This is a genomic window from Nonomuraea sp. H19, from assembly GCF_052068215.1.
GTDB lineage: Bacteria > Actinomycetota > Actinomycetes > Streptosporangiales > Streptosporangiaceae > Nonomuraea.
On the sequence record NZ_JBQHCV010000037.1, the window covers coordinates 20,536 to 39,987 of the forward strand.

The following is a 19,452-nucleotide window of genomic DNA, read 5'->3' on the forward strand; positions in this document are numbered from 1 at the left end:
TGCCAGCCGCATGTCACACCACCCCGACGGGCGCGTTTGTCCGATCCCCACAACTCCGGCCGCGAAGCACGCTTAGCCCCCGCCATACCGCTATCCGGGGGCAGCCGAGAGTATGTTTCCAGGTTGGGGCGGGACCGCCGCCGTGTCACTGTCTTGGAAGGGCCCGCTCAGTGTTCAGTCGTGTCGCCATCGTCAACCGCGGTGAAGCCGCCATGCGGCTCATCCACGCCGTCCGGGACCTAGCCGCGGAGACGGGGACACGCATTGAGACTGTCGCCCTGTACACGGACTCCGACCGGACGGCCACGTTCGTCCGTGAGGCGGACCTCGCCTACGACTTGGGGCTCGCCGCGAACCGGCCCTATCTGGACCACGCGGTCCTCAAGAAAGCGCTGCTCGAGACCGGCGCGGACGCGGCCTGGGTCGGTTGGGGCTTCGTGGCGGAGGATCCGGCGTTCGCCGAACTGTGCGCCGAGATCGGCGTGACGTTCGTCGGCCCGAGCGCCGCGGCGATGCGCAAGCTGGGCGACAAGATCGGCTCGAAGCTGATCGCCGAAGAGGTCGGTGTGCCCGTCGCGCCGTGGAGCCGCGGTCCGGTGGAGACGCTGGAGGACGCGAAGGCGGCGGCGGACCGGATCGGCTACCCGTTGATGCTGAAGGCGACCGCGGGTGGCGGTGGTCGTGGTATCCGGATGGTCTCCAACGCCGACGAGCTGACCCGGGCCTACGAGCTGACGCGCCAGGAAGCCGCGCGCGCGTTCGGTAGTGGCGTCGTGTTCCTGGAGCGCCTGGTGACGGGCGCCCGGCACGTCGAGGTGCAGGTCATCGCGGACGGGCAGGGCACCGCGTGGGCCCTCGGCGTGCGCGACTGCTCCGTGCAGCGGCGCAACCAGAAGATCATCGAGGAGTCCGCGTCCCCGGTCCTCAACCCCAAGCAGGTCGCCGAGCTGAAGGCGGCGGCCGAGCGGCTCGTGCTCGCGGTGGACTACCAGGGCGCGGGCACCATCGAGTTCCTCTATCACCCGGGTGAGCGGCTCTTCGCGTTCCTCGAGGTCAACACGCGCCTGCAGGTCGAGCACCCGATCACCGAGATCGTCACCGGCGTCGACCTGGTGAAGGCCCAGTTGCACATCGCGGCGGGCGGCAAGCTCGAGGGTGACGCGCCCGAGGAGTGGGGTCACGCCGTTGAGGCGCGCCTCAACGCCGAGGACCCCGACCGCGACTTCGCACCCTCACCCGGCCGGATCGCGCGGCTGGCGCTGCCCAGCGGCCCCGGCATCCGGGTGGACACCGGGTTCAGCGAGGGCGACGCGATCCCCGCTGACTTCGACTCGATGGTCGCCAAGATCATCGCGCACGGCCGTGACCGCACGGAGGCGTTGGCCCGCCTCCGCCGCGCGATGACGCAGACGACCGTCATCATCGAGGGCGGCGTGACGAACAAGGGCTTCGTCCGCATGCTGCTCGACGAGCCCGCGGTGATCGACGGGTCCGCCGACACCGGCTGGATCGACCGCGTGCGCGCCCAGGGCGCTCTCGTGTCGCACCAGCACTCCGCGATCGCGCTGATCGCCGCCGCCATCGAGGCCTACGAGGACGAGGAGGCCGTGACGCGGCAGCGCTTCCTGTCCGCCGCGCACGGCGGCCGTCCGCAGTCGCAGCACGAGAGCGGCCGCGCGCTGGAGCTCAAGCTCCGCGACGTCGGCTACCGCGTCCGGGTCGCACGCACCGGCGGCCACCGGTTCCGCGTCGGCATCTCGGCGGGCGGCCCCGAGCACGCGGCCGACGTCGACATCGAGCGCTTCGACGAGCACAGCGGCCAGATCACCGTGAACGGCGTCCGCTTCAAGGTCGTCACGAGCACTCACGGCCCGATCCACCTGGTCGAGGTCGACGGCATCACGCACCGGATCAGTCGCGACGAGGGCGGCGTCGTGCGCTCGCCCGTGCCCGCGCTCGTGGTGGCCACGCCGCTGCAGGCGGGCGACGAGGTCGAGGCCGGTGCGCCGCTGCTCGTGGTCGAGAGCATGAAGATGGAGACCGTGCTGCACGCGCCGTTCCGCGGCCGCGTGCGGGAGCTCGCGGTGTCGGTCGGCAGCCAGGTGGAGGCGGGCGGCCGCCTGCTCCGCCTGGAGCCGCTGGGTGACGGCGAGGAGGCGGCCGGTCCCGCGGCCGCGGCGCAGGAAGTCGAGCTGGACCTGCCGTCCGAGCCGGTGGACGTGCCCGCGGCCGAGCGGGCCGCGCGTGGTCTGCAGGAGCTGCGCAGTCTCCTCCTGGGCTTCGACATCGACGCGCAGGACGAGAAGCGCCTGCTCGCCAACTACCTGGCCGCGCGCGCCGAGCTCGTTGCGGAGGGCGAACGCGAGCTGGCCGGTGAGGTGGAGCTGCTGGGCCTGTTCGCCGACCTGAGCGAACTGAGCCGCAACCGGCCCGCCGGAGAGGAGTCGGAATCCGACTTCGCGGTGCGCAGCCCCCGCGAATACTTCCACACCTACCTGCAGTACCTCGACGCGGACCGGTCCGGGCTGTCGGACAGCTTCCAGCAGCGACTCACGCACGTGTTGTCCCACTACGGCGTCGAAGGCCTGGAGCGCACGCCACAGCTGGAGGACGCGGTCTTCCGGATCTTCCTGGCGCAGCAGCGCGCGTCCTCCGACGTCGCCGTGGTGACGACCCTGCTGCGCCAGTGGGTGAACGAGGCCCCGCCCGCCGAGGCGGACCGCGTCACCGTCGGCCTGGCGCTGGAGCACCTGATCGCCGCCACCCAGGTCCGGTTCCCGGCCGTCGCGGACCTGGCGCGCGGCGTCGTGTTCGCCTGGTTCGCCCAGCCGCTGCTGCGCCGTACCCGCGCCAAGGTCTACGCGGCCGTGCGCAAGCACCTGCGCCACCTCGACAGGCACCCGGACGCGCCCGATCGCGCCGAGCGGATCTCCGCGATGGTCGCCAGCGCCGAGCCGCTCGTCCGGCTGGTCGGCCAGCGGATCGGTCGCGAAGGCGCGGACCCCGTACCGCTGCTGGAGGTGCTGAGCCGCCGCTACTACGGCAACCGCGCGCTCAGCGACATCCGGGTGAGCAAGGTGGGGGGCTGCACGTTCGTCGTCGCCGACCACCGCACCGCGACCGGCAACGGCCGCGTCGTGACCACCGCGGTCGACTTCCCGGCGCTGGCCGAGGCGGTCAAGGCGGTCGACGAGTTCGCCGGTGAGGGCGAGCTGGTGGCGGACGTCTACCTGACCTGGCCGGACGGGCCGAGCGACCCCGACGAGATGGCCGCGCGCCTGCGCGAGGTCCTGGCCGCGCAGCGGCCGTCGAACCGGGTCGGCCGCATCACCACGACCGTCGCGGGCAAGAGCGGCGCCGTGATGCACCACCACTTCACCTTCCGGCCGTCCGCGGACGGACCAGCGGACGGCTTCACGGAGGAACGGCTGCTGCGCGGTCTGCACCCGCGCATCGCCGAGCGCATGCAGCTGGAGCGGTTGCGCGACTTCGACCTCACCCGGCTGCCCGCACCCGACGAGGAGGTCTACCTCTTCCGGGCGGTGGCACGGCAGAACCCGTCCGACGAGCGACTCGTCGCCCTGGGGCAGGTCCGCGACCTGACCCCGTTGCGCGACGACGAGGGCAGGCTCGTCGCGCTGCCCGCGGCCGAGAACACCCTGGCCACGTGCCTCGACGCGATCCGCCGAGCCAAGAAGCCCGGCGCGAAGACGTCCGCCACGAACCGGATCGTCATCTACGTGTGGCCGCCGACCGACCTCTCGCCGGACGAGCTGAACACCGTGGCGAAACGCGTGTTGCCGACGACGGCGGGCGCGGGCCTGGAGGAGGTGCTGTTTCTCGGCAGGCGCCGCGACAGCGCCACCGGCGAGCTCGCCGACTTCGCCGTCCGGATCGGCTACGAAGCGGGCTCCGGCGTGCGGCTGTCCGTCGTGCCGCCGCCGACCGAGCCCATCGAGCCGCTGGACGACTACCGCCAAAAGGTGCTGCGCGCGCAGAGCCGCGGCACCCACTACCCGTACGAGCTGACCGGCATGCTCGCCGGGCCGTTCGGCTCGTTCACCGAGTACGACCTGGACGAGCACTCGAAGCTGGTGCCGGTGAACCGGCCCAAGGGGCGCAACACCGCCGCGCTCGTCGCGGGTGTCGTCAGCACGCCCACGCCGCGCCACCCGGAGGGCATGACCCGCGTCGTGCTGCTGGGCGACCCGACGAAGGCGCTCGGCGCGCTGTCCGAGCCCGAGTGCGCGCGGGTGATCGCCGCGCTCGACCTGGCCGAGCAGATGCGGGTGCCGCTGGAGTGGTTCGCGCTCTCCTCCGGCGCCCGGATCTCGATGTCGTCCGGCACCGAGAACATGGACTGGGTGGCCGCCGCGCTGAAGCGGATCGTGAACTTCACCCAGGACGGCGGCGAGATCAACATCGTGGTCGCGGGCATCAACGTCGGCGCCCAGCCGTACTGGAACGCCGAGGCCACGATGCTCATGCACACCAAGGGCATCCTGGTGATGACGCCGGACTCCGCGATGGTGCTGACGGGCAAGCAGTCGCTCGACTTCTCCGGCGGTGTGTCGGCCGAGGACAACCATGGCATCGGCGGGTACGACCGGATCATGGGCCCGAACGGCCAGGCCCAGTACTGGGCGCCGGACATCCGCGGTGCGCGGGAAGTCCTGATGTCGCACTACGACCACAGCTACGTCGCGCCGGGGGAGAGCCGGCCGCGCAAGACGGTCACCAGCGACCCGGTGGACCGCGACGTGTCGACGTTCCCGCACGCCGTGCCGGACAGCGATTTCACGACAGTCGGCCAGATCTTCTCCGTCGAGTCCAACCCGGACCGCAAGAAGCCGTTCGACATCCGCACAGTCATGCGCGCGCTGTCCGATCAGGACCACCCGGTGCTGGAGCGGTGGGCGGGCATGGCCGACGCGGACACCGCCGTGGTCCAGGACGTCCACCTCGGTGGCCGACCGGTGTGCCTGCTGGGCATCGAGTCCCGGTCCGTGCCGCGTCGCGGATTCCCTCCCACCGACGGCCCGGACACCTACAGCGCGGGCACCTTGTTCCCGCGGTCGTCCAAGAAGGCCGCTCGGGCCATCAACGCCGCCAGCGGGAACCGTCCGCTGGTCGTACTGGCCAACCTGTCGGGATTCGACGGGTCGCCCGAGTCGATGCGCAAGCTGCAGCTGGAGTACGGCGCGGAGATCGGCCGCGCGGTGGTGAACTTCAAGGGCCCCATCGTGTTCTGCGTGATCTCGCGGTACCACGGCGGTGCGTTCGTGGTGTTCTCCAAGGCGCTCAACCCGAACATGACCGTGCTCGCGGTCGAGGGCTCGTTCGCCTCGGTGCTCGGCGGTGCTCCGGCCGCCGCGGTGGTCTTCGCGCGCGACGTCGACAAGCGGACGGGCGACGACCCCCGCGTACTCGCGCTCGCCGCCCGTGTCGCGGAGGCGCCGGCTGCCACGCGGGCCGCGTTGGCCGCCGAGCTGGCCGAGCTGCGGTCGTCCGTGCGGGCCGAGAAGCTCACCGAGGTGGCCACCGAGTTCGACCGCGTGCACAGCATCCAGCGGGCGGTCGACGTCGGCTCGGTGGATGCGATCATCAGCTGCGCCGAGCTGCGGCCCCAGATCATCGAGGCGGTCGAGAAGGGCATCGCCCGACAGGTCTGACCTGGCCCTGAAGCCGGACGCCCGCGCCCTTCCGGCGCGGGCGCATCGGCCGGACGGCAGCGCGGCATCGGCGGTCGGACGCCCGCACCCTTCCGGTGCGGGCGCCCGGCCGTGGGATCAGGGGAACGGACCCCGCCTCCGGCGTGTGCCGTGGTCAGCGCACTCCCGGCCGGGTGAAGCCCATGGGGGTGCCGCCGTAGGCGCCGATCTTGACGTCGGAGCCCGTTCTGGGCGCGTGGATCATCGTTCCCTCCTTGGGGTCGAGCACGATGCCCACGTGGTCAGCGGTGCCGTCACCGTTGTTGTCGAAGAAGACGAGGTCCCCTGGCTGCGCGTTGCCGTCGGGAATGCGGGGGCCGCTCATCCACTGGTCGTGGGCGACCCGGGGAATGGTGGTCCCCGCCGACTCGTACGCGCGCAGCGTCAGACCGGAGCAGTCGAAGGAGTTGGGTCCCGTCGCTCCCCACACGTACGGGTCGCCGATCTGCTTGAGCGCGTAGTCGATGACGGCCTGGGCACGCGGGTTGGGCGCCAGGCTGTGAGCGTTCGGCGGGACCGCGAGCGACGGCGCGCCGCCACCGCCGCCACCACCGCCCCCACCGCCAACGCCGACGCCAACGCCCGATCCGTTCGGGGCGTACCCATTGCCGCCGGTCGGCGAGCCGTTCCCGTTGTAGGACGCCAGCTGGGTCTTCGAGGCGTGCGGCTTGAAGTCGGGATCGGGGACCCAGCGCATCGCCGGGTTGTTGCCGGGAACGAAGTCCTGATCCCCGGGAGCGGGGATAGCGGTGAAGAACCGCGCCTCGCCGAGGTGTTTGCCGATCTCGTCGGTAGCTTCCTTGAGTGCCTGGGTCGCCTGGTTTGTCGGCGCCTTGGCCCGTTCGAGGGCGTCGGACACCTGGGACCTGATGCTGGTCATCGAGATCGTGGTGACATCGGGGTCGTTGCGCTGTTCGTCGAGCCAGGCGCGTTTCTCTCGGTAGAGCTCTTCCACCTGGCCCTTGGCCGTCTCCAGTGCGGTCCCCGCCGCGTCCAGCTTGCCCGCGCAGGTGGTGAGCGCGGTGCTCAGTTCCGTACCGGACGCTGGGTATCGCGCCATGTAGGTGGCGAAGCTCTCGGCGGCGGTGCCGTTCCACGCGTTGTTCACCGTGTTGACCGCGCGTTTGATGGCGCCGGTCTCCGTGGTGATGTTGTCGGCCAGCGTCCGCCAGCGCTTCGAGATCTTCGAGATCTCGGCCTGGTTGCCGCTCAGGTCGTCGATGATGCGCTGGATGGGGCTGAGGTAACTATCCGTCACGCTTGTTCCGTCCTGGGAACGACGGGAAGGTCCGCCTTGCGGACGTTGTCGACGACCTTATAGACGGCCGCCTCGACCTTGCTCAGGTTCTGCTGGGCGTAGCGGGTCTCGGCGTCGATCTTCCCCTCGAAATCCTCGACGGCCTTGGCGAGTGGGCTGGAAAAGCCCTCAAGGCCACCGAACCAGGAGGTGCCCACGCTCACGGGGGCCTCGTCGGCCATGCTCTTGAACTGGTTTGCGACTCCCTTGGCCCTGGTCGCACACTCTTCGAGCGCGTCAAAGTAGATTTCGAACCCTGCCACGCGAGTCACGCCTCTCGTGTCACATCAACACCAAAACCCCCGACAATCTAACATCCTTGGTCATTTAGCGACCCAGGTTGACCGAGCTTCAGGGAAGTGTGGCTGGTCACCGAATTCCGCGGAGACCGCACGGTGCGCGCCGCCCCAGCCGGGGGGCGAGGCGTGTCACGGACCCGCTCGCAGGCCAGTACGCGACGTTCTGCGCGTTTGCCGGTCTTGAGCAGGGCTGTGGACGCATCGAGAGGCCGGCGGAGGATCTTCCCTGCGGTGCTCCCTACGGCTCCGGGCTCGTGACGGTCCACCTGCAATCATGAATATCCCGTTTCTGCCATTTTGGACCACCTCGTTGGAGCCTTCATGACTATGACCTCTCCTGCTGCCATGCGCACTCGTGAACCGCTGCCGCTGACCGCGGTCACCATCGATGACCGGTTCTGGGCGCCGCGCCGTGAGCTGATCCGCACCCGGACGCTGCGGCACCAAGAAGGCCAGATGCGCCGGCCCGGTCAGCAGTTCGACGCCCTGACCCTGACCTGGCGGCCGGGGGACCCGCACGAGCCGCACATCTTCTGGGAAAGCGACGTCGCCAAGTGGATCGAGGCCGCCAGCCACTGCCTGGCCACCACTGACGACCCCGAGCTGGACCAGGCCGTTGACGAGGCGATCGAGCTGCTGGCCGGCGCGCAGCAGGACGACGGCTACCTCAACGTGTACTTCACCGTCGTCAAGCCAGGACAACGGTTCACCGACCTCCGCGACGCCCACGAGCTGTACTGCGCCGGTCATCTCGTCGAAGCCGGCGTCGCCCACTTCGAGGCGACCGGGAAGACCCGGCTGCTCGACATCGTGCGCCGCTACGCCGACCTGATCGACACCGTCTTCAGCCCCGACGGCCCCTGCGCAGGAGGCTATGACGGGCACCAGGAGATCGAGCTCGCGCTGGTCAAGCTCTATCGTGCCACCGGCGAGCGCCGCTATCTCGACCTCAGCCGACGGCTCATCGACTGGCGCGGACAGCAGCCCTTCTACTTCGAGGTCGAGCTACAGCGCCGCGGCACCCCCGGCTACTTCGGCACCAGGCTGCCCCAGCGGCCCGAGGACGCGCGGCGATTCCGCGAGTACAACCAGAGCCACCAGCCCGTGGCAGACCAGGCCGAGGTCGTCGGCCACTCGGTCCGCGCCATGTACATGTACAGCGCGATGACCGACCTGGCCGGCGAGTACGACGACGACCGGCTGCTCCAGGCCTTGCAGCGACTGTGGACCAGCCTCACCACCAAGAAGCTGTACATCACCGGCGGAGCCGGCTCCGACCCCAGCATCGAAGGCTTCGGGCCCGACTACGACCTGCCCGATGCCCACGGCTACGCCGAGACCTGCGCCTCGGTCGGCCTCGTCCAGTGGGCGCAGCGGATGAGCAACCTCACCGGCCGAGGCCACTACATCGACACTCTCGAACGTGCCCTGTACAACGGCGTCCTCAGCGGCGCCTCCGCCGACGGCACCCACTACTTCTACGGCAACCCCCTCGCGAGCGACGGCACCGTCGCCCGGCAGGAATGGTTCGGGTGCGCCTGCTGCCCGCCCAACCTCGCCCGGCTGATCGGCGAACTGGGGCGCTACGTCTACGCCCAAGGACCCGACGAAGCCGTCATCAACCTCTACGTGGCTGGCACCGGCCGCTTCACCCTCACCGGCGGTGAGGTCACCCTCCGCCAAGAGACCCGCTATCCCCAAGACGGCCATCTCGCCGTGACCGTCACCCCCACCGACGACGAAGCGGAGTTCACCCTGGCCATCCGCATCCCCGGCTGGAGCCGGCAACCCACCATCACCGTCAACGGCGAACCCGTTGACCAGCCCGTCCTGCGCGACGGCTACCTCACCCTCTCCCGCCGGTGGCGGACCGGCGACCTGGTGGAGATCGACCTCGACATGGAAGTCCGCCGGACCTGGGCACACCCCGCCGTCGCCTCCGCCGCCGGCAAAGTCGCCCTCGAGCGGGGGCCGGTCGTGTTCTGCCTGGAGGGAGTCGACCACGACTGCGCCGTTCACACCCTCACCCTCACCCGCGACACCCGCATCCACGCGGTCCCCGACGAGCGGACCGGAGTCGCCACCCTGCACGCCGACGCCACCACAGACGCCACCGCCGACGGGCAGCTGTACGGCAACCGTCCACCCGGCCGGCGGAGCGTCACGCTGACCGCCGTGCCCTACTTCTCCTGGGGGAACCGCGGCCTCTCCGGCATGACCGTCTGGATCCGCGACGGCGGCCTCGGCGCGGTGCCCGCAGGAACCGCGTCGAACTCCGAGCACGTGGAGAGCTCGAACGGCCGCGGATAACCTAGATCGCCAAGTCGCCCACCCAGACGTCGGCACATCGATCTTGATCTGACCGAGCCGACCGCCACAGCCGCCGATGCTGTGGCGGTCGCCGCGGCATTCGGCTCCGACCATGCGGATCCAGCGCTCGGCACAGCACATTCGCCCTGGGCGTCCGCGGCGGCGCCGGGCGATGACCAGCGCCGGCGACCGGCAGGGCCTGCCTTGCCGAGCCGAGCTCTGAGATCGGATGTATGCCCCCTATAGCGCGTCAGGGTGGGCGGATCCTACTGTTGTGCCCAGCAAATAGTCCGATGTCTCCACGAGGGATGCCATGACCGACGATCCGCACTTCCTGACCGGCCGGCCGGTCCCGGCGTGGTTCACCGACGCCAAGTTCGGCGTCTTCATCCACTGGGGGGCGTACTCGGTGCCCGCCTGGGCGGAGCCGACCGGCGAGCTGGGCGCCACCGATCCGGAGGTGTGGTTCGCGCACAACCCGTACGCCGAGTGGTACTGGAACACCAGCCAGATCGAGGGCAGTCCCGCCTGGGCGCACCATCACGCGGTGCACGGGGGCCGCCCGTACGACGACTTCCTCGACCTGTGGCGGGCCGAGTCGTTCGACCCGGGCGACTGGGTGGACCTGTTCGCCCGCGCCGGCGCCCGCTACGTCGTGCCGACCACCAAGCACCACGACGGCATCGCACTGTGGGACGCGCCCGGCACCGGCACCCGCAACACCGTCCACCGCGGCCCGCGCCGCGACCTGGTCGCCGACCTGGCGGGCGCCGTGCGCGCCCGAGGGCTGCGCTTCGGCGTCTACTACTCCGGCGGTATCGACTGGTACGCGGGCCGCCGCGCCGTGATCCGCCACGAGGACCTGATCGACGACTACGGCCGCCCCCACGAGGCCGCCTACGCCGCCTACGCGCTGCGCCAGGTGCGCGACCTGATCGACCGCTACCGGCCGGACGTGCTGTGGAACGACATCGGCTGGCCCGACCTGGGCATGGGCGACCTGCCGGGCCTGTTCGCCCACTACTACGCCGCCGTCCCGGAGGGTGTGGTCAACGACCGCTGGGACGGCGCCCACGCCGACTACCTGACCAGCGAGTACCAGGCGGGCCGCGAGAACGAGGCGGCCGCCGTCTGGGAGAACTGCCGGGGCGTCGGCCTGTCCTTCGGCTACAACCGCAACGAGGGCCCCGAGCACCTGCTCGATCCGGCGGGCGCGGTGCGGCTGCTGGTGGACGTGGTCTCGCGGGGCGGCAATCTGCTGCTCAACGTCGGTCCCAAGGCCGACGGCACTCTGCCGGAAGAGCAGCGCGCCGTCCTGGAGGGCATCGCGTCCTGGATGGCGCACCACGCCGCCGCCGTCCACGCGAGCAGGCCCCTGGAGCCAGGCGACGCCGTCCCCGGCGGCGAGACCGCCGCGGGGGAGGGCCCGCCCTGGGTCCGCTGGACCCGCGACGACCGGCACGCCTATGCGTTCGTCGCGGGCGCGCCGGGCGGCGAGGCGGTGCTCAAAACCCGGCCGGGGCTGCTCGACCCGGCTACCGCGGCCCGCCTGGACGGTGGCCCGGTCAGCGCCACCGCTGTCCCGGACGGCGTGCGGGTCGCCTCCCCCGGGCTCGGGGGGCCGCTTCCCGCCGCGATCCGCTTCACGCTGGCATCGCCGGAATGAGGCTTGCCGGGCGGTCGCGCGTGGCCTGGGAGGGCGTGTCCGGACGCCGCTATGCGCTCCGTACCCGCCCTTGAGGACAGCACGAGTGGATCACTTCGCGCACCCCGGCAGCCTGCGATCAGGTTGGGAAGCGTGCGCTCTTCCAGGCGGCGAGCTCGGTGGCGGCGGCCGCCAGTTGGGCGGGGGTGACGGCCGGGCCGGTGGCCGCGCTGACCACCAGACTGGCGTGGACGGTGCCCGGTGCCGCGCCGGAGGGCGTCAGCAGCATGCGGCGGGCGGTGGGCGAGCCGGTCTCCGTCGCGATCGCCGCCGGTCCGGAGGCGGGCAGGCCCACGCGGGTGGCCACGTCGCCGACCACGACGGTGGTCGCGGCGGTGAAGGACGCCGGCAGGTGCAGCTCGGTCGGGGCGGTCGGGGCCGTGGCGGGTTCACGCCAGACCACGACACCGAACCGCCGGTCCTTGACGAGCGAGGCGATGTTCGGCATGGAGGACGGGACGGTCAGCCAGGCCTGCTGCTGTCCGGCGCCGCCGTAGCCGGACCGGGCGAGGTCCTCGTAGGCGAAGGCCAGCAGGTCACCGGCGACCGCGGTCGGGTAGAGGCGGTCCAGCACCGCCTGGTCGAGCCGGGTGCGCAGGACACCCGACGCGTCGGCGGCGACCACGGAGAAGTCCTCGTCGTTCCAGGCGTCGCCCGCGGTCTGCACCTTGGCGGGGTTGCGGTTCATCAGCTCGTGGTGCCGGCCGCTGTAGATGTCCCAGTGCCACTGGGTGGAGGAGAGCACGTCTCCGCCGGCGGCGGCGTCCTGCCACCAGTTCTTCCCGGGGACCCCGGAATCCATGGCCTGATACATGGCTCGCACCATCCACGGCGTGCGATCGCTGCCGTTGCCCGACAGCTTGTGGCCGAATTCCGAGACGAAAGGCGCGGTGGCCACGGCGCGGGCCCGGTCGCGGATCTCGTTCATCGCCGCGTCGTACACACCGTCCGAGGCCGGCGACGGGTCGACCGTCATGCGGGCGCCGTCGTAGAAGTGGCTGTTGAAGACGTACCGGGTGCCGAGGGCGCCGACCGTGGCGAGCCCGCCCTCCTCGAAGAAGCCGGTGTTCCAGAAGACCAAGGGTTCCACGAAGGCCGGCTTGGACGCCCACCCGGCGGCGTCCATGGCGGCGCGGAAGCGCTGGTAGAAGGGCATCAGGTAGGTCTTTTCCCACTCCAGGCCGCTCTGTCCGGAAAGGCCTCCGTCGAAGGGCTCGTTGAAGGGATCGAATCCGATGATGGAGGCGAATTCCTCGTTCGACAGCCGCTGCTTGATGTGCCTCATGGTGGCCGTCGCCTGTTGCAGGAACGCCTCTTGGACGCCGACCTCGCCCGCGGCCGTGCTGATGCGCCGGTCCCGCCAGAAGTCGTAGGCGGCCCGGCGGACCGCCTCGTTGGTCTGCATGTTCTGCCCCCACAGGAAGCAGATGCCGCACGACTCCTGGGGGTAGTTCCCGGCTTTGATCACCCATTCCGGCGCGCCGTCCCCGGTGTACCAGCTGCCTTGGTTGAACAGGTACGAGGAGTAGAGGTCTTGGTGGTAGTCGACGAGGACGCGGATTCCCCGGCTGGTGAACGCGCGGATCTGCTGGACCGCCTGGTCGAGGTAGGCGTAGTCGATGGTGGAGGGGGACGGCTGCACGCCCTCCCAGCTGATGAGGAACCGGATCACGTTCGCGCCGGTGAGGTCGCGCATGGCCTGCGCCGAGCGCGCGGCGTCGGCGATGCTGCGAAACGGCAGCAGGGAGTTCTCGTAGAGCTTGGTGCTGCCGGACACGTTGAACCCGCGCAGCGTCACCTCCCGGCCGTCGCCGTCGCGAAAGAACCAGCTCTGCCGCTTGGCCGTGACGGTCAGCGGGGTCTGGGCCGTGGGGGCGGCCGCGGCGTCATGTGCGTTGCCGGATACCGAGGTGAACGCCAGGGCGGTGACCAAAGCGGAAGCGGCCAGGCGCGCCGCCCGGGACGATGCTGCTCGCATAAACGGAGAATAGAGCGAGGCTCATGTTCAGATAAGTAAGTGATTCGTGCGAGCCGACCGGAATGCCAGAAAAGTGCGGGGCTCGCCGGCCGTCATCGGTATTGGAGCGTGAGCCCTCGGTCTATCCGTGATCGTCGAAGGTCACGACCACCTTCTCGGCCGCGCCCGGTGTCAGGGCGAGCTGGAAGGCCCGCTCGGCCTCGGAGAAGGCACGATCGGCTCCGTCGGTGTGCCGAACGGGGTGCACACCGTGGACTTGTACCGCTTCTTCCGTTCCAACATCGCGCTGCGCGCGGGCGTCGCGCCGGTCCGCCGTTACCTGGAACCGCTGGTCGCCGACGTGCTGTCGGGCGCGCTCGACCCGTCCCCCGTGTTCACCACCGAGGTCTCCCTGGAGGACGTGGCCACCGCCTACCGGCGGATGAACCGGCGCGAGGACATCAAGGCACTGGTGAGAACGTGATCTCCAGGCGGCGAACCGCTTCCGAGCCTTCAAGGCGTCCCTGAATGGCTTGCCGGTGCCGGCTTAATGTCGCTGGTCAAAGGAGTTCATCTCGCCGAAACCTAAGACGGGATCGCGCTGGATAGAGTCCGGCCATCCTCGACAACGTTGACCCATTCATCGGCATCGCGGCGACCGACCTGCCTCGAGCACGTGGTCTGGCCGCCACTTGGTGGTGGCCGAAACCCCAGGTAGGCAACACCCACCCGGGTGCCACGTCGCCGCTGGGCATGGTGTCGGCCTGTGCCTACTCCGGCGCGTACCCGACCGGGTACGGGCGGTACGCGAAGAACACCGAGGGTGTGCCCGAGGAGATGTTCGAGCAACTGAAGGCGTCCGGGTTCACCCATTTCCAGCAGTCCGGTACCGGCGCGATCCGCAAGTACTACAACTACGTCCGGGTCACCCCGATGGTGCAGCCGCTGGACGTGCTGGGGGAGGCTTGGCCGCTGCACGACGAGGTGGCGGAGGCCGGCTACTACGCGGCCACCCTCGACACCGGGATTCGCTGTGAGCTCACCGTGGGCCCCAAGGTCGCCGTGCATCGGTACACGTTTCCTGAGCACAGCAGCGCCCGTGTAGTGGTCGACCTGTCCTGTGGTGGCCTGGACATCGAGCTCGGCCGTACCGTGCCGTTGCGGGCACAGGTGGAGAGCATGGGCCACGGCCGGGCCCAGGGCACGGTGGTGATGGAGGGCGTCCCGCTGTCGGTGTACCTGGACGTCGACAGCCCGGGCTGGCGGCAGATGCTCTGGTACGACCGGCGGCTCGTCGACGGCGGCACCCGCTTGGACTTCGACAGCATCCGGCACACCACGCTGCGGCCTTTCGGCATGCTCTTCATGGGCCCGGCCGCAGCGGGGCAGACCATCGAGGTGCGGCTCGGGTTCTCGCTGCGCGGGTGCGACCAGGCGCGGCAGAACCTGGAGCGCGAGTGCGGGCAAGCCCAGCCGGCGTTCGACGCGGTACGTTCCCGGACCCGGGCCCGCTGGGGCGAGCACCTCGACCGGGTGCAGGTCGAGGGTGGCACGCCGGCCCGCCGCACCGTGTTCGCGACGGCGCTCTACCATGCGCTGATCAAGCCGTGCGTCGCCGACGACGAGAGCCCGTTCTGGCCGACCCCCGGGCCGTTCGCGTTCGACGTGTGCACCATGTGGGACATCTACAAGACACAGCTGCCGCTGCTCGCGGCCGTCGTCCCGGACAGGTTCGCGGACCTGCTGGAGTCGCTGATCCGGGTCTGCGAGGAAGAGGGCAACTTCCCCATCGGATACCGGATGAGTCGCGGCGCCGACCGGTTCTTCCGCCAGGCCAGCACGCTCGCGCACACCGCGCTGGCGGACGCCCACGCTCTCGGCCGGACCGGCCTGGACTGGAACTGGGCGCTCGTGCACATGGTCGATGACCTGCGTCGCCTGTACGGCGAAGACTTCTTCGAGCACGGAGTGGTGCACCCGATCACCCACACCCTCGACCTCGCCTACGCCCACCACTGCACGGCACAGGTCGCCCGGGCGGTGAACGACCGGCGCCTGGCCGACGATCTGGAGGAGCGCAGCCGTCAATGGTCCAACGCGTTCGACCCGAGCACGGGACTGCTGCGCGACTCGACGTTCTACGAAGGCGGCAAGTGGAACTACTCGTTCCGGTTGCTCCACGACATGGCCGCGAGGATCGCCCTGGCCGGTGGCGACGAGGCCTTCATCGACAAGCTGGACAGGTTCTTCGGCTTCGGCGCCGCACCGGTGACGCAGCCTGGCCGGCGCCCGCATGCCGCGGAGATGGCGGCCGGATACGCCCTGAACCGGTTCGAGGGGCTGAACAACGAGCCCGACATGGAGGCGCCGTGGGCGTACCACTACGCGGGCCGGCCCGACCGCACGGCCCAGGTGGTACACGCGGCGCTGACCTGGCAGTTCGGTACCGGCCCCGGCGGGCTGCCCGGTAACGACGACTCCGGCGGCCTGAGCTCGTGGTACGTCTGGGCGTCGCTGGGGCTGTTCCCGGTCGCCGGGCAGAGCATGTTCCTGGTCAACACGCCCGCGTTCGCCCGGGCCGTGCTCCAGGCCGGCGGCAACGAGTTCGTCATCGAGACCAGCGGGCACCGCGAGACGCCGATCGGCGTCGACGGCATCGATCGTGACCCACCGCCGCAGTACGTCCAGTCGGCGACCCTCAACGGCAAACCCCTGCACGCGACGCACCTGAGCGCCGCCACCGTGCACCGCGGCGGCCGGTTGCACCTGCGGCTGGGCCCGGAGCCGTCGGCGTGGGGTTGGGGGATCCGCCCTCCGTCCCTTTCCGATCCCCCTGCGACACCGAAGGAAACGCGATGATCCACCCCCGTCGCCGTCTCGTCATCGTGGTCAGAGCCGACCCGGTCATCTGCGGCCACTCCGGCGAAGCCCGTAACCTCGCCGAAGTGGCGCTGACCCGCGGGTTCGCCGATGTACGGCTGCTGACCTGGCCGATTCCGACGCTGCAGGCGGCCGGGCTGCCGCTCAAGCCGCTGGACCGGTTGCTGCCGTACAGCGCCGGGATCACCGTGGAGCGGCCGGAGGCGGTGGGGGATTACCGGGTGCCGGACGGGCGCCACCAGGCCGGCCTCACCGGCCGCCTCGTCGAGCTGCTCGCCGAACCGGTGCCCACGACCTGCCTGTCCATGTACCTCGTTCCGCACACGTCGGTGGTCATGGACGCGGTAGCCGCCGCGCGCGCGGCCGGGTTCGCGCCGAACGTCCACACCGTCGCGAAAGCGGTCGGCTCCGACGTGACCAACGTGATCCGGTCGTGCCTGCGGGAAGGCCGGTTCGGCGCGGCGACCGTGCTGTTCACCACGTTCCTGGCCAACGACGAGGTCGTCGCGGTCTCCGAGTACACCCGAGAGGAGATCGTCGCCTCGGCCGAGCAGGTGGACGCTCACTGCGGCACCAGGTTCGCCGAACAATGCCGGCGCCGCGTGACGGTCAGCTACCCGCCGATCGACTCCTCCGCCTTTCTCGACCTGGATCCGGCGCACGTGGACGCCGCACTCACGCGGCGTGGTCTGGAACGTGACGGGTACATCCTGTTCCTGTCCCGGGTGACTCCGGCCAAGGGGATCTACGACCTGTTGGCCGCCTTCGATCAGATGCGCTGCCGGTCACGCGTGAAACTGGTCGTCGCCGGCACCGGGCCGGCGCTGGAGCAGGTGCGGGCGATGGCCAAGGAGGACGACCGGGTGGTCTTCCTCACCGACGTCGACGACAACGAGAAGCCGCTGCTCATGCGCGGCTGTGCGGTCTACGCCCTGCCCACCAAGCCCGAGCCCGACTTCGTCGAGACGTTCGGCATCGCCCTGGCCGAGAAGATGCTGGCCGGTGGTGGACCGATCATCACCACCATGACCGGCGGGACCGTCGAGGCGGTCGGCGACACGGCCGTCATCGTCGAGCCCGGGGACATCGCCGGTCTGGCCGCGGCTGTGGACCGGGTGGTTCTGGACATGTCCGCCGCCGAGCGCCAGGACCTGGAACTTCGCGCCCGCGCCCGCGCGATGTCCTTCGACCGGGCCGCGGTATTCGACGGCCTGTTCCCGCAGGAGGCGCCCGCCGTCGCGGTGCACGCCGCGAACGGCTGAACCTCCGCCCAGCTCGACGAACGGCCGACGGCACAGGTCAGGATCAAGCCAAGACGTTCTGACGACATCGCCGGCGTGGCGTCGAACGCTCCGCCCGTGGCCGGCAGCGGCGCGCAGCCGGGTCGGCGCCTCCGCCAAACCCCGCCCGCACCCGGCCGACGTTGCCGACCTGCTGCGGGGCGCGCTGCGCGCACGGCTGCCGCGAGGCCGTCGAACGACGGCCTCCACTCGTGCCGCGGCCCGCCACTAGCCAGTTGCAAGATTGTTCCAAGCCGGTTGCTAGTGCCATCCGAAATCATCGTGCCCGTGTTGCTCATCGTTGCGGGGAAGACATGAGCGGCACAGCGGCCGGAGCCCCGGCCAGGCTCGCCCGGGGCGGCGGTTGCTCCGGCGCCGACGTTCACCTCACGCCCGTTACACGGGAGCGACAAGGGAGTGGCCAAGCATGATCAACTACTCGATCGCCGGCCCGCCGGATTCGAGAAACCACAGGACACGGCGCTCATGCGTACCCAGCGTCACTGTGGCCCTGTCCGGCAGCGTCATCGCAAGAAACGTGAGGTAAGAAATGGCGACGACGACGATCAGCGCTTCCACTCTCAATGGGCGCCATCACAAGACCGCACTCACGATCTACCTGGTCATCGTGGTGGCCCACTGGGCCGAGCACCTGGTGCAGGCCGTGCAGGTCTACGTCTGGGGCTGGCCGCTGAGCCAGGCTCGGGGGGTGCTCGGCATGCCCTTCCCGTGGCTGGTGACCTCGGAGTGGATGCACTACGGGTACGCGCTGCTCATGCTCGTGGGTCTCATCATGCTGCGCAAGGGCTTCACCGGCGCGTCGCGCACGTGGTGGAACATCTCCCTGGGCATCCAGGTATGGCACCACATGGAGCACCTGCTGCTGCTCGCGCAGAAGCTCAGCGGCCTGTACCTGATGGGCCGCCCGGTCCCGACGAGCGTCCTGCAGTTGGTCCTGCCCAGGATGGAGCTGCATCTGTTCTACAACGCGCTCGTCTTCGCGCCGATGGTGGTGGCCATGCTGCTCCACCGCCGCGCCGCGGAGCACGCCGGGGCCTCCTGCACCTGCGCGCTCGCACACTGAGTCATGACGATCACGAAACGGCGTTTGAGCGGCTTCACTGTGGCGCTGGCCGTTGCGGGGCTGCTGTTGCTGTTCGTGTCCGTCCCCGAGCTCGGCCCCGCCATACGGGCCGCGCGCGCCGACGGGGTGAGCGGCGTCTTCACCGCCAGGCAGCTGCGATGCATCCAGCATCCTGGGCACGAGTCCTGCGTCTGGGCCGGGGACTTCGCCTCCGATGACGGGCGGGTCCTGCGGCACGATGTCGAGCTGTACGGCAGCGACCGCGACGTGCTCGCCGCCGGGCAGACCACCGACGCCGTGGACACGGGGCGCGAGAGCCGCGTCTACGGACCGGGCGGCTCAGGGGAGTGGATGTTCACCACGCTGCTCGCGATGGCCGGGTTGACCGTGCTGACCGTGGCCGCCAGGCGCGTGCGGCGGTCGCGATGATCATTCGTTGGACACGTCTCAGCGGCGTTCCCGGTGGAAGACATAGCCACCGTGGTGGAGCACATCGTCGCTGATGAATGTCCCGTCGGCGGTGAAGCCGGTGTCGTCCAGGTAGTCGATGTGGTTGCCGGCGATGGTGTAGCTGCCGGTGTAGGCGCTCCTGCGGCTGCCGCGCGCTTCGTCGTAGCGGCCATCGGGCAGAAGCTCTTGGCGGATGTGACCGTCGGCTGTGACCCACATGCCGACGTACCGGTGATCCGCCCGGCTCGTCGCCTCGACCCCGGCCGCCGGTGTGACGGCCGGGGTTCTGTTCTCAGCAGAGGCCGAGCAGGCGATGAGGGTGGCCAGGCCGCTGCCGAGCAGGAGCCAGAGCGGGCGGAGCTGGGGGACCGCGTGCATGAGAGAGACCTTTCCGCAGGTGGATCCGGTGCTCTCACCGTAGGAGCGGCGCACTCGCGCCGGGTAGACGTGTCAGGGCCACCCTGGGGGCCTCTGCTCGC

Annotated in this window: 12 protein-coding genes; 8 read left to right on the forward strand and 4 right to left on the reverse strand. The window is 70.2% G+C overall.

The window, feature by feature from the left end:
- The first annotated feature begins 170 nt into the window (after positions 1-170).
- Positions 171-5,672, forward strand: a complete 5,502-nt coding sequence (locus ACTMTI_RS49350; protein ID WP_441127828.1) for an ATP-binding protein — start codon at positions 171-173, stop codon at positions 5,670-5,672.
- Between the two features lie 154 nt (positions 5,673-5,826).
- Here ACTMTI_RS49350 and ACTMTI_RS49355 read toward each other — a convergent pair whose 3' ends face one another.
- Both ACTMTI_RS49355 and ACTMTI_RS49360 read right to left on the reverse strand, forming a co-directional pair.
- On the reverse strand, positions 5,827-6,969 hold the full coding sequence (locus ACTMTI_RS49355; RefSeq protein WP_441127829.1) for a bifunctional WXG100 family type VII secretion target/C40 family peptidase: 1,143 nt from the start codon (positions 6,967-6,969) through the stop codon (positions 5,827-5,829).
- The gene (locus tag ACTMTI_RS49360) at positions 6,966-7,271 is read right to left on the reverse strand and encodes a hypothetical protein (RefSeq protein ID WP_441127830.1); all 306 of its coding nucleotides are present in this window, start codon (positions 7,269-7,271) and stop codon (positions 6,966-6,968) included. Before ACTMTI_RS49360 ends, ACTMTI_RS49355 begins: the two co-directional genes overlap by 4 nt.
- 381 nt (positions 7,272-7,652) lie before the next feature.
- Between ACTMTI_RS49360 and ACTMTI_RS49365 the strand changes: the two genes are divergently transcribed.
- Both ACTMTI_RS49365 and ACTMTI_RS49370 read left to right on the forward strand, forming a co-directional pair.
- Entirely contained in the window at positions 7,653-9,617 is a 1,965-nt protein-coding gene (locus tag ACTMTI_RS49365; RefSeq protein ID WP_441127831.1) for a glycoside hydrolase family 127 protein, read from the forward strand.
- A 313-nt stretch (positions 9,618-9,930) separates the two neighbouring features.
- Complete coding sequence (locus tag ACTMTI_RS49370; protein ID WP_441127832.1) at positions 9,931-11,283, forward strand: alpha-L-fucosidase; 1,353 nt, start codon at positions 9,931-9,933, stop codon at positions 11,281-11,283.
- A gap of 118 nt (positions 11,284-11,401) precedes the next feature.
- Here the strand turns inward: ACTMTI_RS49370 and ACTMTI_RS49375 are convergent, their stop codons facing one another.
- Complete coding sequence (locus tag ACTMTI_RS49375; RefSeq protein WP_441127833.1) at positions 11,402-13,300, reverse strand: cellulase family glycosylhydrolase; 1,899 nt, start codon at positions 13,298-13,300, stop codon at positions 11,402-11,404.
- A 127-nt stretch (positions 13,301-13,427) separates the two neighbouring features.
- Between ACTMTI_RS49375 and ACTMTI_RS49380 the strand changes: the two genes are divergently transcribed.
- The 5 genes from ACTMTI_RS49380 to ACTMTI_RS49400 all read left to right on the forward strand — a co-directional run bounded on the left by ACTMTI_RS49380 (position 13,428) and on the right by ACTMTI_RS49400 (position 18,952).
- The gene (locus ACTMTI_RS49380; protein WP_441127834.1) at positions 13,428-13,763 is read left to right on the forward strand and encodes a hypothetical protein; all 336 of its coding nucleotides are present in this window, start codon (positions 13,428-13,430) and stop codon (positions 13,761-13,763) included.
- Positions 13,764-13,921: 158 nt separating this feature from the next.
- On the forward strand, positions 13,922-16,138 hold the full coding sequence (locus ACTMTI_RS49385; RefSeq protein WP_441127882.1) for a glycoside hydrolase domain-containing protein: 2,217 nt from the start codon (positions 13,922-13,924) through the stop codon (positions 16,136-16,138).
- Entirely contained in the window at positions 16,135-17,421 is a 1,287-nt protein-coding gene (locus ACTMTI_RS49390) for a glycosyltransferase (protein ID WP_441127835.1), read from the forward strand. The genes ACTMTI_RS49385 and ACTMTI_RS49390 overlap by 4 nt, the downstream gene beginning before the upstream one ends.
- Positions 17,422-17,989: 568 nt before the next feature.
- The gene (locus tag ACTMTI_RS49395; protein ID WP_441127836.1) at positions 17,990-18,523 is read left to right on the forward strand and encodes a hypothetical protein; all 534 of its coding nucleotides are present in this window, start codon (positions 17,990-17,992) and stop codon (positions 18,521-18,523) included.
- Positions 18,524-18,547: 24 nt separating this feature from the next.
- Entirely contained in the window at positions 18,548-18,952 is a 405-nt protein-coding gene (locus ACTMTI_RS49400) for a hypothetical protein (protein WP_441127837.1), read from the forward strand.
- Between the two features lie 18 nt (positions 18,953-18,970).
- Here the strand turns inward: ACTMTI_RS49400 and ACTMTI_RS49405 are convergent, their stop codons facing one another.
- Positions 18,971-19,351 (reverse strand): Atu4866 domain-containing protein, encoded by a 381-nt coding sequence (locus ACTMTI_RS49405; protein ID WP_441127838.1) that lies wholly within the window; start codon positions 19,349-19,351, stop codon positions 18,971-18,973.
- Between the last annotated feature and the right edge of the window lie 101 nt (positions 19,352-19,452).